The 13554-nt window shown below is 45.3% G+C and carries 13 protein-coding genes; 7 read left to right on the top strand and 6 right to left on the bottom strand.

Annotated elements, in window-relative coordinates; translation table 11 throughout:
- Nucleotides 1-21: 21 nt before the first annotated feature.
- The 4 genes from RLN88_RS13450 to RLN88_RS13435 all read left to right on the top strand — a co-directional run bounded on the left by RLN88_RS13450 (nucleotide 22) and on the right by RLN88_RS13435 (nucleotide 4100).
- Nucleotides 22-525, top strand: coding sequence for a metallophosphoesterase family protein (locus RLN88_RS13450; RefSeq protein WP_350221928.1), 504 nt, complete (start codon nucleotides 22-24; stop codon nucleotides 523-525).
- Nucleotides 526-635: 110 nt separating this feature from the next.
- Complete coding sequence (locus RLN88_RS13445; protein WP_350221927.1) at nucleotides 636-974, top strand: PadR family transcriptional regulator; 339 nt, start codon at nucleotides 636-638, stop codon at nucleotides 972-974.
- Entirely contained in the window at nucleotides 971-3574 is a 2604-nt protein-coding gene (locus tag RLN88_RS13440) for an ABC transporter permease (RefSeq protein WP_350221926.1), read from the top strand. The genes RLN88_RS13445 and RLN88_RS13440 overlap by 4 nt, the downstream gene beginning before the upstream one ends.
- 106 nt (nucleotides 3575-3680) lie before the next feature.
- Nucleotides 3681-4100 (top strand): CBS domain-containing protein, encoded by a 420-nt coding sequence (locus tag RLN88_RS13435; RefSeq protein WP_350221925.1) that lies wholly within the window; start codon nucleotides 3681-3683, stop codon nucleotides 4098-4100.
- Between the two features lie 56 nt (nucleotides 4101-4156).
- Here the strand turns inward: RLN88_RS13435 and RLN88_RS13430 are convergent, their stop codons facing one another.
- The 3 genes from RLN88_RS13430 to RLN88_RS13420 are packed head-to-tail and all read right to left on the bottom strand — an operon-like array spanning nucleotide 4157 to nucleotide 7463.
- A complete protein-coding gene (locus tag RLN88_RS13430; RefSeq protein WP_350221924.1) occupies nucleotides 4157-6166 on the bottom strand; it encodes a caspase family protein in 2010 nt (669 codons plus the stop codon).
- 9 nt (nucleotides 6167-6175) lie between these two features.
- Nucleotides 6176-6847 (bottom strand): hypothetical protein, encoded by a 672-nt coding sequence (locus RLN88_RS13425; RefSeq protein WP_350221923.1) that lies wholly within the window; start codon nucleotides 6845-6847, stop codon nucleotides 6176-6178.
- 4 nt (nucleotides 6848-6851) lie between these two features.
- Nucleotides 6852-7463: an outer membrane beta-barrel protein gene (locus RLN88_RS13420; RefSeq protein WP_350221922.1), complete on the bottom strand. Its 612-nt coding sequence runs from the start codon at nucleotides 7461-7463 to the stop codon at nucleotides 6852-6854.
- A gap of 92 nt (nucleotides 7464-7555) precedes the next feature.
- Between RLN88_RS13420 and RLN88_RS13415 the strand changes: the two genes are divergently transcribed.
- Nucleotides 7556-7921, top strand: a complete 366-nt coding sequence (locus RLN88_RS13415) for a DUF1987 domain-containing protein (RefSeq protein WP_350221921.1) — start codon at nucleotides 7556-7558, stop codon at nucleotides 7919-7921.
- Nucleotides 7922-7923: 2 nt separating this feature from the next.
- Here RLN88_RS13415 and RLN88_RS13410 read toward each other — a convergent pair whose 3' ends face one another.
- Nucleotides 7924-8766 (bottom strand): TolB family protein, encoded by an 843-nt coding sequence (locus RLN88_RS13410; RefSeq protein WP_350221920.1) that lies wholly within the window; start codon nucleotides 8764-8766, stop codon nucleotides 7924-7926.
- Nucleotides 8767-8774: 8 nt separating this feature from the next.
- Nucleotides 8775-10202, bottom strand: a complete 1428-nt coding sequence (locus RLN88_RS13405; RefSeq protein ID WP_350221919.1) for a serine hydrolase domain-containing protein — start codon at nucleotides 10200-10202, stop codon at nucleotides 8775-8777.
- A gap of 196 nt (nucleotides 10203-10398) precedes the next feature.
- Here RLN88_RS13405 and RLN88_RS13400 point away from each other — a divergent pair, with 196 nt between their 5' ends.
- Both RLN88_RS13400 and RLN88_RS13395 read left to right on the top strand, forming a co-directional pair.
- Nucleotides 10399-11436: a sensor histidine kinase gene (locus RLN88_RS13400; protein ID WP_350221918.1), complete on the top strand. Its 1038-nt coding sequence runs from the start codon at nucleotides 10399-10401 to the stop codon at nucleotides 11434-11436.
- Nucleotides 11433-12110, top strand: a complete 678-nt coding sequence (locus tag RLN88_RS13395; protein WP_350221917.1) for a LytR/AlgR family response regulator transcription factor — start codon at nucleotides 11433-11435, stop codon at nucleotides 12108-12110. Before RLN88_RS13400 ends, RLN88_RS13395 begins: the two co-directional genes overlap by 4 nt.
- 12 nt (nucleotides 12111-12122) lie before the next feature.
- Here the strand turns inward: RLN88_RS13395 and RLN88_RS13390 are convergent, their stop codons facing one another.
- Nucleotides 12123-13439, bottom strand: a complete 1317-nt coding sequence (locus tag RLN88_RS13390; RefSeq protein ID WP_350221916.1) for an acetyl-CoA hydrolase/transferase family protein — start codon at nucleotides 13437-13439, stop codon at nucleotides 12123-12125.
- Nucleotides 13440-13554: the final 115 nt, after the last annotated feature.

Raw genomic sequence — 13554 nt, 5'->3', positions numbered from 1 at the left:
TTTCAATACAAAAATAAACGAATGAAGATAGGTCTCCTATCAGACACCCACGGCTACCTGGATCCTAAAATCTATAAGTACTTCGAAAATGTAGATGAAATATGGCATGCAGGAGACATTGGAACAATAGAAGTGTTGGAGAAATTGAGGGCTTTCAAACCTACGGTGGCTGTTTGGGGAAATATTGACGGGGGGAAACTAAGGGTGGAATGCAAGGAAGGAGAAATCTTTGAGCGTGAAGGTGTGAGAGTGTTGATCACACATATAGCTGCTAAGCCTCCTAAGTATAATCCCAAAGTGCTTGGATATGTGAGGCAGTACAAACCTAAACTGCTTGTGTGCGGGCACTCGCACATCCTAAAGGTGATGCCGGATAAACAAAACGGGCTTCTATTTATGAATCCTGGTGCTGCAGGAAAGCATGGGTTTCATAAGGTAAAAACACTCTTAAGATTTGACCTGAAGAATGGTGAGATCAAAAACCTGGAGGTGGTAGAGCTAGGCCCAAGAGCGAAATCGCAATAATTTTCACATCAAAAGATGCAACTCTTTCCCTTTTGGATTGTATTTCATTTACAATTATGAATGAAAGTGTGTGATCAATGATATATTTGATTGACAATTATGAAAATAATATGAGAAATCAATCGTATCAATTGGGTGAGCTGGAGGAGCTGGTGCTGATGATGGTGGCTATCTTGAATCAGGAGGCCTATGGTGTCCTGGTGATGGATGAAATTGAAAAGCAGGTAAACCGGAAAGTAAACATCAGCGCAGTACACACGGTGCTTGATCGGCTCGAGAAAAAAGGCTTTGTTTCTTCTTTTATGGGAGGGGCAAGTGCTGAGCGGGGTGGCAGAAGAAAGCGGTTGTTTAAGGTTACTACGGAAGGTTCACAAGCCATCGAGTTTGTGCATCAAACCAGAAATTCCCTCTACAGCCAGATTCCAAAAACGCTATTGAGCTTCTCATGAAGGAACGGAATCCACCAAAATGGACGCTGAAAATCCTAAGGACTTTCATAAAGGACAGATACCTGGAGCAGATCGAGGGAGATTTGTTAGAGCTCTTCGAAAGGGATCATTCGAGGGTTCGCTTTGCGTGGAACACCCTTCGATTTTTCAGATTGAGATATTTAAAAGGACTAGACGATTTTGAACAATTAACAACACTTGCCATGGTTAAAAACTACTTAAAAGTTGCATTTAGGACATTGATAAGGCAGAAAACGTATGCCGGGATAAATATTGCCGGCCTGGCGATAGGGCTGGCATCATGCCTCCTTATCATGATGTACGTTTTTCACGAACGAAGCTATGATAACTTCTACCCTGAGGGGGATCGGGTGTATCGGGTGGCCAATGGTGAAGCCGGAAGGTGGACTCCAGAACTTCTGGCCGGCACCATGATGGAGGAGTATCCACAAATTGAAGTAGCAACAAGAATCTCCGGGCTATGGGAGTCACATTTCAAGGTTGGTAATGAAGGATTCTTTCAGGATGGAGCCGCATGGGCAGATCAAAATTTCTTCAAAGTCTTTCAGATGGAATTTATTGGTGGCAACCCTGAGACGGCCCTCAATAATCCCGACCAATTGGTACTGACGGAAAGTCTTGCAAGCAAATTCTTTCCAAATGAATCCGCCATTGACAAGACGATAATCGTGGATGGAACGGCCATGAAAATAACTGCCGTAGTGAAAGATCCTCCCAGCAACACGCACTTCCCTTTTAAGTTTATTGGCACGGTATGGAACAATCCGACTGCAAATGAAAACTGGACGGGAAATAATTTTTGGACATATGCCAAACTGCGGCCAGAGGCTAGCAAAACAGATGTAAATAATTTGCTCATAAATCTGTACAAAAAGTATGTAGGACCGGAACTAATCCAGTTTTCAGGACATGCCACTTTTGAAGATCTGATGGCTGACTATCCGGACAGGCTCTATGGCTTCACGCTTCATCCCTTGAGGGAAATCCATCTCGAAACCCCGCATTTTTCCATGGGCCCAAAAGGTGACAAAAAGAATGTACTTGTCTTTTCACTTGTCGCAATTTTCATCTTACTAATTGCCTGTGTGAATTACATCAATATGGCAACAGCCCGATCTGCCATACGATCCAAAGAAGTGGGTATCAGGAAAGCGTTAGGTTCCTATCGCAGCAATGTCATTTCCCAGTTTTTGATTGAGTCAACACTTATTACTTTCATTGCCATTATTCTTGCTATCGTCTTATCGGCAGTTTCACTCAATTTCTTCAATCAGTTAACTGGAAGGGTATTCGAAATGAGTGATCTGTTTTCTGCAACAAACATCATATCCATAGTGGTCATTTTGATAATTGTTGGCTTGCTGGCGGGGGGCTACCCAGCCTATGTTATTTCCAGCTTCACTCCATTGAAAGCACTAAGGGGACAAATGCAGCAAGCCGGAAAGAGTGGCCTAAGAAGTGGTCTGGTTGCCTTCCAATTCGCCATTTCCATCTTCCTGGTGGCTGCCACTGCAGTCATCTACAAGCAGGTGATGTTCATGCAATCAAGGAATTTGGGAGTAGATATTGAGCAGACATTTGTCATCAACAACGGAAGGGAAATTGGTGATAAATATGATGTGTTCAAAAATCAACTGGAATCTATGCCGGAAGTAAGCGTGGTTTCTCGTTCCAGCGGAATTCCGTTCCACGGGTTTGGGGATTGGACTTATCAGGTTCCCAATGAGGATAATAAAAGGGTGAACCCTTCCAATAATTTTGTTTCCTCGGATTATGAAAAGGTTTTAGGTCTGGAAATCATAAAGGGGAGATTTTTTGATAGCAATAGAGTCTCAGATACAGCTTCTGTGGTGATAAATAAGGCCCTTGCAGTAGAACTTGGCTGGGACGATCCTGTGGGGAAAGAACTGGAAAGGCCGGGCGGAAAGACGTATCGAGTTATTGGGGTGATGAAAGACTTCAACTATGCCTCCCTAAAAAGGGAAATATCCCCTTTAATATTCCGATATGGCCCTGGAAATAATGAGGTAGGCATGTTTCATCAGGCGTATATTCTGGCCAGAATTGATACCAAAGATGTATTGAATACGGTCTCAAAAATTGAAGATCTGTGGAGTGAACTTGTGCCGGAATATCCCTTTGACGCGATGTTCCTTAGCGACTCATATCAAAAGCAATATGAAAGTGAGAAGAAATTTGGACAGGTCTTTACTACATTTTCATTGCTGGCCATTCTCATTGCATTCCTAGGCCTTTTTGCCCTCACCACTTTTGTGTTGCAGAAACGTTTCAAAGAGATAGCTGTGCGCAAGGTGCTTGGAGCCTCCGTTCCATCCCTGCTTCGCATGATGATCAAAGACTTCACCAGACTTGTTTTGATTGGAGGAGCGATAGGGATATCCATTGCATTCTACTGGCTAAATGACTGGCTGGATGGGTATAGTTATCGAATTGATATGGAATGGTACCTCCTGCTCATTCCTGTTTTGCTCATACTTCTGCTTACGTGGATCGTGGTAAGCGCCAAGTCTTACAAGGCTGCCGTTTCAAATCCTGCAATAGCCCTTAAAGACGAATAAAATGTGATAGTGACATAAGTCAAAGCCCTCACTGATCATCCTCCTTTTGGTGATAAAAGTCAGCACTTAGATTGCCTCCATTGAGACAACACTAAAAGGAATAACGATGAAAAAGAGAGAAAAAATAGCCAACGTGATGACAAAGGATGTCGTCACGGTCAACATAAATAATTCACTGCAGGAAGCCAATGAGCTTTTCCGAAAGAAACACATCAGGCATCTTCCGGTTGTTTCCGGAGATAAGCTCATTGGTATTTTAAGTCAGACCGACATTCTTCGCATCAGCTTTGGAAATACCTTTGGCGATGAGCAGGAAGGAAGCGATGAGGCCATCTTCGAGATGCTTTCCATCAACCAGGTGATGAAACACAGTCCGGTAACGGTATCCTCAGAAGACACAATTAAGGACGCAGCAAAAATTCTGGCCGAACGGGAATTTCACGGGCTGCCTGTGGTGGATGATGGAAAGCTGGTTGGTATCATCACCACAACAGATATTATGAAATATTTCCTGGAGCAGTTTTGAGTCTCCAGTTTCCGTAAAAGCAAGGCAGGCTATGTGCCTGCCTTCTACTTACATTTTCAGTTAAACTTTAGGTAAAAAATACCTTTCAGACGAGCCTCCTCCCAGGGCTGTTGAGCTCCGTCGCTAAGCTCCTCCACACTATTCCTTGTGCGCATAAATACATCTTCGATACGCTGAGGCTGTTTCATTTGCTTGATGAGCTCACCCGTGTATAGCCCATTATCACCTTCACCATCAGAAGCAACATTGCCCGGACCGGTGCTGTAGGCAATCAGGGTTCCGGATGGTGGTGTCTCTTTGGCCAGTCCTGCCCCACCCCGCTTCCCTGTTGGGAAAGGATTGTTTCTACAAGCATCCAGGATGATCATGTTGAGTCCATCCTCATTGGCATATTCGATCGTGCGCAGCACCCCGGTCAGCGGGATCGTTTTGATCTTTACATCCAGGGCACTGGCTATGGAAGCATCTACCGGCACCAGGTAGTTCACACCTTCGATCTCCAACCCATGCCCCGCATAGAAAAACACGGACACATCCACATCCCGAATGCTGGTGCCGTATTTATAGATCGCCCGCTTCATATCCTCATAGGATCCATCCAACACGGAGGTCACTTCAAAGCCAAGCTCCTTCAGCGTTTTGGTCATCGATTCTGCATCATTGATGGTATTGTTCAGTGCTCCGGCTCCCGAGTATCCTGCATTTCCGATCACCAACGCCACACGCCTTTGATTAGAGAAATCCACCTCGGCATCTGTATGACTGACAATTTGCCCTGGATTTCTGGTAATATAAAAATCCTTGAAAGCCATGTTGGAGCTGTAGTCTTCTGCAAGTACTCGCACCTTGTTTTTGCCTGGAATCAGGTTGATTTGCGCACTAAATTTTCCATTGGGTAGAATCTTGGCTTCTTGACCATTCACCGTCACCGTCTTGATTTTGGCACCATCGGAAAGCACTCCCTGCATCTCCACCTCCTCTTCTGTGACGATAGCCTCTGCATAATTTCTATTTAAAGCAGGCTTTGTAATCCGAATTTCCGGGGCAGCATTTCGCTGAAGCTCGAAGAGGTGAACCGTGCCATTTTTGTCCCCGGCAGCCAGGTATGCATCATCTCCTGAGATGGAAATAGTCTCTGGGAATTCTTCCAGTGTAACCTCACTGGCAGAAGCTCCTCTTTCTAAATCCACTACGGTGATGGTGAAGCGCTTCTCCGTATAATAAGCTATGTGAGCTGGTCCGGGACCCAGAACTATCTCATCCACCCGGTCATTTACCCGAATGCGTTTGATCTCGTTTGATGAATCCCAGTCATAAGCAATCAGGCTGTTTCTGCGCTCCGGCTGCCCGCCCTGTATTCCTCCTTTCGGAATAAACACCTCCTGCACTCCTGTCACAAACAGGTCACTTCCTTTGTTGGAAGCCCCTGAGTGCATCACAGAGGAAGACCCTTCAAACTCATTGCTGCGCAGGGTTACCTCACGCAGCACCCGCTGGGTGTTGGGGTCGCACATGAGCGTGGTGCCATCCTGTCCCATCACAGCGACCTGCTGGCCAAACCTGTCATAACCCAGATAAATGGGATTTTTCACCCTGTCTGAGATGCGAATCTGGGAACGAAGCATCTGGGCTCGAAGGCTATATTCCTTGAGCTCACCGGCTTTGTTTACATAGCTCAGAGATTGCTTTTCGGGATCAACCGCTACCAGGATCGGGTCATCATCTAAATCAGCCTGGCGAGTAGGTTGGAGGGTTTCCGCGTTGAAAAACTGAAGCTTGCCGGAATAGTCCACCACCAGAATTTCCACATCATCTGCCAGGAAATCAATAAATAGCACATCATCACTCACACTGCCCTGACGCACAGGCCGGAGCTCATTCAAATCCCAAAGCTGAAAATTTCCCTTCCGGTCGCCGGCTACCATCCATTCGCTATCCGATGAAAACGCCACAGAAGTAATCCGATCCAGGGAAGAAGACAGCTTTCCCACCGGCACGATGGAAATCTGCTGGGCCTGCCCTGCAAGCCCGGCTAAGAGAAGTACAAATCCGAAAAGCCTCATCATGATCAACTACTAGGTTCCTCTTTTGCCTATGATGTATCCAAAGCCAACGGTGAATTGAAGCAACTTACCATCCGCAGGACCATCTATGGATGCTCCAAACCCGAACACATCAAACTCAATGGTCTCACTCAGCACTGTGCCATAGGAGAATTTATTATCGATATTGAGTCGTTCTGTAACGAAAAACTTGATTCCCATAATCAGTGAGGCAACTGATCGCTTATACTTTACGTCTACATTTACCCCTGAGGCACCACCTCCACCTCCACCTACCGGAAAACCAAAAAGATCTCCCAGGTCATCGCCGGTTCCTGATAAATCCCCTTGCTTCACTTTTGTGTTATAAAATGAGTAGCTGATTCCAACATAAGGAAGGGTTTTTCCATTGGCCGACAAGAAGGAATAGTCCGCGAAAAAATTCCAGATATTATCATTCACAATAAATGCCCCATTCAATGTACTTGATCTATTCAGCGCCGGCCCAAATCCTAGCGAAATATTGTCTGAAACGTAATATTGAAAGTTTACGGCAAGGTAGCTCGTAGTAGTATTCAGTATGTCTGCATCTGCATTTTGCTTGATCAAACCAAAATTGGTTCCAAGGTTGATATCACCCTTTTGGACCTGGCCAAAAGCGATTGATCCGATTAGGATCGTGATGATTGATAATAGTCTTCTCATGATCCTAGTTTTTTCGTCCGATAATATATCCTAGCCCCACATTGATTTGCAGCACTGTTCCTTCCAGATCCAGCTCAATCGGGATTCCCCCTGAATTGATGGTCTTTGTTTCCTGAGTTACCCAGGTGTAGCTCACATTGTTGTCTACATTTAGCCGCTCGGTAATGAAGAACTTGATGCCTGCATTCACCCCATAGCTGTTCATTACAATATTGTCCGTGCTGGGTTGTTTTTGAATAAACCTCAGAAACTGGCCTCCAAAGTATGGCATGGCAAACCCATTTTCAGTAACAAAAGAATAGTTCAAAAAGGCATTATAGCCTATTGTACTTGTTTTGTTTGTGGTAACAGTAGTTTCCCCTGTCATGGGGTCTTCATTAGAGGTACTGTTTGTTTGCCACCCGAATTTTGGGCCTACACCAATAGATATCCGATTGCTCAGGTAATAGGTATAGGCTATAAATAAATTGGTGTTGCTTTGCTTTCCATCCCCGCTTAAGGATCGAATATCAAACCCGAATCCTAGATTCTGATCTGATTTCTGCACCTGGGCGTTGGTGGATGTGCTATACACAAACGCCAGCATGCAGATGCAGATGGGTAGTAGTTTTCTCATGTTAGGTCATTTGGTGACATTCTAATTTAACCATTTAATCCTAATCTGACCTATCTTTGGTTACATGTTTGACCAATAAGGTATCAACCATTATGACCGACTCATCGCCGAATAAAGAACTGGAACCTGACGTAACATTTAATGCCGCAAGTGGCCTTTTGAAGCTGGAAGGAAGGTCGCTGATGCGGGACGTGCAGGACTTCTACCAACCGATCATTGATCAACTGGACAAGACCACCGTTCCTACCTATATCATCGATATTAAGCTGGAGCACTTCAATACAGGGACGGCCAGATGTCTGTACCAAATCTTTCAAATCCTGAATGGTAAAAAACAAATGGGTGCCACTGTGCTCATCCGGTGGTTTAGCGATGAGGGTGACGAAGACCACAAGGAGCTGGGGGAAGACCTGGAATCGAAAGCAGGGATTCCTTTTCAGTATGTGAAGAATAAGTGAGGCTATCTATGGTGGAGCATATACGAGTTGATTCTTCCATCTACTTCATAAAAAAGACAATCTCCATTTGGGGATAGTGTTGGGGTGAGTTCCCATACATTTGGTTGATTGATTTTACCCATCAATTGAGGAGGTGACCATCCTTCATTTTCCTTGTAGCTGATGAATAGCGATATTTCACCATCATTAAAATGATAGCGGTTGAAAATCAAAAATCGTCCCTCTGGATCAACAGCCAGGTCATTTTCGCTATCTGCACTATTTAGGATTTCTATTGGCTCTGGCGGCCCAAATCCATCCCCTCTCATTCGGGCAACATAGATATCCATAGATCCTGAGCCTCCTGGCCTATCCGAATTGAAGTACAAATCCCCATTCGAGGCTAGTGATGGATACGATTCATGACTAGCTGTATTGATGTCTTCAAGAAATTCCGGGGTGCCCCATCCCCCTTCACTATAGCTTACCCGCCAGATATTAACCTTTTCTGATCGGGTGCTTTCGCCAGGAACCGGGCGATTGGAATTAAAATATATCCACTGTCCATCAGGTGAGAAAACAGGGTGATAGCTGTGGAAATCATCATTGAATGAAACCAGCTCAGGCTCTGTCCACTTTCCCCCCTTCCAGCATGAAGAGTATATCTGGTATATGGGTTTGCCTGAAGCTTTGTCCATTTGAGCACCAGGCTTGGAAATGAGGATCAGATTCTCAACCGGATGAAAGCTGAGTCCATTACCGATAGATAATGAACTCAGCCCAATCACCATAGCATCATTTAATGCATGGGTATTGCTGCACCCGGCGTAGCAATATGCTATGAAAAGAAACCAACTTACCCTCATCTGCTATTTTAGTCTTGCCCACTTTCAAGCTTATTTACTGCGTCTTGAGCCGACGGCAAATCCGGCCGTATGTTTAGCGCTTTCTTATAAGCTTTTAATGATTCTTCCTTTTTTCCCATCTTCAAAAGTGCCTCCCCGTAGCTATCCCAACAGTTGGCTATATCAGGAAACAACTCCGTATTTAATCTGAAGATTTCAATGGCCTGATCCACCTTTCCATCGAATAGGAAATTGTATCCCACACTATTAAGGATCATATCCTTGGGATCTTGTGGATGAAAGTTCACTGTCAAATCTTCCCAATTCTTCTTTACAAAATCAGCCCCCCTTTTGGTAAATGCCTGGTACACATTCTGCTCAGCAGGAAGTGAGGGCTCTTTTGGCTCTTGTCCCCGTATTATAGCCAAAATGCCAGCCCCTAAATCTTCAGCTACCACTTCATCCATATTCGCAAACACCACCACTGATATTTGGTCTCTTAGGATTTCATAATGCACAGTATTTGACCCCTCAAATCCGCCTGCATGCGTCATGGCACCACCCGTGGTTTGATGCTGCTGGTAAAACGGATACAATCCGTCCATCGAGCGAGTTGCTTCATCCCAAAGTTTATCCCCATAGTGAAATGCCCGATAAAACTTCAGCATATCGGCTGTGATGGAATAGAACCCTCCTGCCGGAGTAGGTATCTCTCCAAAATCCTCATTGTCCATCAACTCACCCTTCATGTTTTTGTAATATCCAATTGCCCGGTTCGGTGTAGTGTACTTTTCTCTTAGAAAGGTGTTATTCATATTCATAGGGCTAGTGATGTATGCTTCGATTAAATCATAATACGATTCGCCTGTTGCCTTTTCCGCTATGAGCCCTAAAAGTACATATCCGGCATTGCTATATTCCTGCCCATCACCCGGTGGAAAAAACAATGGGAGCTTTCGGATGAATTCGGCAGCAGTTTCAAGGCTCTTTTCTTCCATTGGCAGATCCCAGTAATCCGGTGTATGATAGTCACCATAGCCGGATTGATGGTTCAATAGGTGATTGACTGTAATGCTTTCGGCAGCCTCTTTTGGGAAGCCTTTCAGGTATACGCCCAACTTATCATCCAGGGACAATTTTCCCTCACTGACCAATTTTAAAATCAACACCTTGGTCATAGATTTATTCATGCTGCCAATGTCAAACCGGGTGTCCGTCGTGTTGGGGATTCCCTTTTCCCTATTGGCCAAACCAAATGCCTTATGATAAACCGGCTGTCCTTTCTCAGCTATGAGCACCACCCCGGAAAAGATATCGATATCCATGTACTGCTTCACCAGCGCATCCACTTTCTCCTCCAGTCTGGGGTCTGTTAAAACTTCCAATTTCTTATCTGACTGACCATGGCAGGCCATCAGAAATACCATGATTGACATTGAATAAAATGCTTTTCTCATTTCCTTGATTATTTTGATTTTGACCAAGGATAGATTAAATACGATCTACTTAAATGCATCTGGTAGAGATCGCTTGATGGGTGTGATGAATTGCCTGAAAAAAGTTGTTAAGCCGATTTACCTCTATTCGTACCAATATTGCATGAGTTCGTACCACTTGAGTAATCGAACGACTGCTGAGGTTTAATTTTGATTAATGCATTTGTCATGGAAGTCCATCAGCCTCAATCTTCTCTTCTGGCTGGCCACTGGTTGGCTAATAGCCAGTGGATTTTCCATTGAGCGACAAGAAATAGAAATCATCAATGACGTGGAGACAGTCAAGACCGTGAGAAATCCAATGCTGATGATCAAATTGATGACCTACATCGGCATATCTGCCCTCACGTTTTATCTTAATCTATGGAACGTGAGGAAATATCTTAAGCCAGGCCAAAAGAGAGTTGCTACCATTCGTTCAATGATCCTATTAATGGCAACAATCGCTTTGGTATTAACACTGGATCGCTTTGTGATCTATGACCATATGCCTTTTATGCTCCCATTCTCACTTTTGTCTGGCATCATTCTGTTCTATTTCACCATTTCCACGGCCTATGGGTTTGCGTTGGTATGGGTGCAGGCTGAGCAACACCAGCGGCAACTTGAAGTAGAAAAAAAACAGGCGGAGCTTTCCCTGCTTCGCAATCAACTACAGCCCCACTTTCTGTTCAATGCGCTTAATAATTTTCTCTCGATGGTAGATCAAAAGACGTCCCCCAAACTGGCTCAATCTTTTGAGCAGCTATCCCACCTCCTGCGGTATGTCATCGAGGAAACCAAATCCGACAAGGTGCCCATCCAAAGAGAGATCGGGTTTCTTCGAAACTATGTATCACTACAGCTCCACCGGTTTGAGGCGAATGAAGTGACATTCAACTTTGAAGTAAAGGGCGAATATACAGGCCAGCCGGTAGAGCCTGGTTTGTTTATTCCCTTTGTGGAAAATGCGTTTAAATACGGGACTGAGCCTGAGAAGCAAATGCATATCGATTTGTGCTTTAATCTGGAACTGGAAAACCTGGTTCATTTTACGATGAGGAACGATCATGCGACTATCCCCGCACTAAAAGGCATGGGGACAGGCATTTCATCAATCGAAAAAAGACTTGATATTGTCTACCCGAACAGGTATAAACTGGAAATCAAAGACCAACCTGACTTCTTCGTTGACCTCAAACTTGAGACTGAATGAAAGCGATAATCGTAGATGATGAACCCAAAGCAATAGAGCTACTGAAAAGCTACCTGCAGCATTTCAGCGGTGTAGAGCTGGTGAGCACATTTCGTAATGGACTGAAAGCTTTTGAGTTTCTTTCCACTGAGCATGTGGATCTGATTTTCCTGGACATTAACATGCCACACATATCGGGCATATCTCTATCCAAAATGATCAACAGGCAAACAAATTTGATTTTCACGACAGCCTACTCCGAATATGCGGTAGAGAGCTACGAAGTACAGGCAATTGATTATCTCCTCAAGCCCATCTCGCTGGAACGCCTCACCCAGGCCATGAGCAAGGTACTTACCAAGAAAGAGTCCGGGCAAGTGCATGGGTCAATAGTGATCCAGATAAAAAGTGGGGCCACTATCCACCTTGTGAAGCCGGAAGACATCCTATACTTGGAAAAAGACGGCAATTACATCACTTACCATACGGACACTACCAGGATTATAGCCCGGGAATCCACCCAGGAATCACTGGATCATCTTCCAGACTATTTCTTACAGGTGCACCGTTCATTCATTGTTAATCTGAGAAAACTCACCAGTATTCAAAAGGAGACGGTGCTAATCGGTAAAACTGAAATACCTGTTGGTGCCAGTTTCAGCATGCGCCTGGCAAATCATTTGAGGGGGTTGTAAACGATTAATCCGCTACAACCTCCCAAACCTCTCAAAAGCTGCTCGCTCCAGGGTCTCCTGATGGTCGGGGTGTGATATCTCTATCAGCAGTTTTGCCCGTTCGCGCAGGTGCTTTCCATACAAGTCTGCTATGCCAAACTCAGTGGCTACATAGTGTACGTGCGCTCTTGTTGTCACCACTCCAGCTCCCGGCTTCAGCATCGGCACGATCTTGGACTCTCCACGCGAGGTGCTAGAAGGTAACGCAATGATCGGCTTGCCTCCCGGAGAGAGAGAGGCCCCACGGATGAAGTCCATCTGTCCCCCTACTCCGCTGTAAATGCGGGTGCCTATAGAATCGGCACACACCTGGCCTGTGATGTCTATTTCTATCGCACTGTTGATACTTGTCATCTTAGGCATGCGTCGGATCACCGCCGTATCGTTCACATACTGGATATCCAGCATCCTCACCACAGGGTTGTCATCCACAAAATCATAGAGCTTGCGAGAGCCCAGAAGGAAGCCCGAAACGATCACTCCGGGGTGTCTGGTTTTCAGTCGGTTGTTGATCACCCCACTCTCCACCAGCGGCAAGATGCCATCCGAAAACATCTCCGTATGCACACCCAGATCTTTATGGTTGCCCAGACAGGAAAGCACCGCATCCGGTATTGCGCCAATCCCCATTTGCAAGGTGGCTCCATCCTCTATAATACCCGCCACATGCTGCCCGATTCGTCGCTCCTCGTCGGTGAGGGTATGAGGCGGAATTTCTGGCAGTTCCTCTTCAAATTCCACACATCGATCAAACCGGCTGATGTGCAAAAGTCCGTCACCGTGCGTCCGAGGCATTCGTGGATTGATCTGTGCAATGACTTTTTTAGCCACATCTACGGCAGCTTTGGTGGTCTCTACCGAAATGCCCAGCGAACAATAGCCATGCTTGTCAGGAGGAGAAACCTGAATGAGCGCCACATCCACCGGCAGCACACCACTGCGAAACATCATGGGCACTTCACTGAAAAAGCTTGGAATAAAATCCGCATAACCAGCGTTGACTGCTTTGCGAATATTAGGGCCGATAAATAGTGCCTTTACATGGAAAGCATCCCGATATTGCTCCTCGATGTAATGTGCCACACCCTCCGTGTGCATCTCGTAGATCGTGACATCCCGAAGCTCATCTCCCCTGCTGGAAAGCGCTTTCACCAGTCGCTGCGGGGTAGCCCCTGCTGTGTGGATGAATACGGCCTCTCCGGATTCGATGATGGATACTGCTTCTTCAGGAGTTTTGGTCATTTGGCCCATAGTTACTTTAGTATTAAGCGCGAAGATGGATGCTTCCATAATCGGGAATTAGGATAAAAATCAGCGATTTCGATAATATCCGTCAGGAAATCCAAGACAATTTCCCCATCAAACCTTCTGGATTCAAATCCTTCATTATTTTAAGGATTCAAAC

Source organism: Ekhidna sp., assembly GCF_040223195.1.
Classification (GTDB): domain Bacteria; phylum Bacteroidota; class Bacteroidia; order Cytophagales; family Cyclobacteriaceae; genus Ekhidna.
Note: the sequence above shows the minus strand (reverse complement) of the source record. Positions and strands in the feature narration are given on the sequence as shown.

Bases quoted from the DNA above. Each gene is read 5' to 3' on its own strand.
- RLN88_RS13450 (WP_350221928.1), top strand. From the start codon at position 22: ATGAAGATAGGTCTCCTATCAGACACCCACGGCTACCTGGATCCTAAA.
- RLN88_RS13445 (WP_350221927.1), top strand. From the start codon at position 636: ATGAGAAATCAATCGTATCAATTGGGTGAGCTGGAGGAGCTGGTGCTG.
- RLN88_RS13440 (WP_350221926.1), top strand. From the start codon at position 971: ATGAAGGAACGGAATCCACCAAAATGGACGCTGAAAATCCTAAGGACT.
- RLN88_RS13435 (WP_350221925.1), top strand. From the start codon at position 3,681: ATGAAAAAGAGAGAAAAAATAGCCAACGTGATGACAAAGGATGTCGTC.
- RLN88_RS13430 (WP_350221924.1), bottom strand. From the start codon at position 6,166: ATGATGAGGCTTTTCGGATTTGTACTTCTCTTAGCCGGGCTTGCAGGG.
- RLN88_RS13425 (WP_350221923.1), bottom strand. From the start codon at position 6,847: ATGAGAAGACTATTATCAATCATCACGATCCTAATCGGATCAATCGCT.
- RLN88_RS13420 (WP_350221922.1), bottom strand. From the start codon at position 7,463: ATGAGAAAACTACTACCCATCTGCATCTGCATGCTGGCGTTTGTGTAT.
- RLN88_RS13415 (WP_350221921.1), top strand. From the start codon at position 7,556: ATGACCGACTCATCGCCGAATAAAGAACTGGAACCTGACGTAACATTT.
- RLN88_RS13410 (WP_350221920.1), bottom strand. From the start codon at position 8,766: ATGAGGGTAAGTTGGTTTCTTTTCATAGCATATTGCTACGCCGGGTGC.
- RLN88_RS13405 (WP_350221919.1), bottom strand. From the start codon at position 10,202: ATGAGAAAAGCATTTTATTCAATGTCAATCATGGTATTTCTGATGGCC.
- RLN88_RS13400 (WP_350221918.1), top strand. From the start codon at position 10,399: ATGCATTTGTCATGGAAGTCCATCAGCCTCAATCTTCTCTTCTGGCTG.
- RLN88_RS13395 (WP_350221917.1), top strand. From the start codon at position 11,433: ATGAAAGCGATAATCGTAGATGATGAACCCAAAGCAATAGAGCTACTG.
- RLN88_RS13390 (WP_350221916.1), bottom strand. From the start codon at position 13,439: ATGGAAGCATCCATCTTCGCGCTTAATACTAAAGTAACTATGGGCCAA.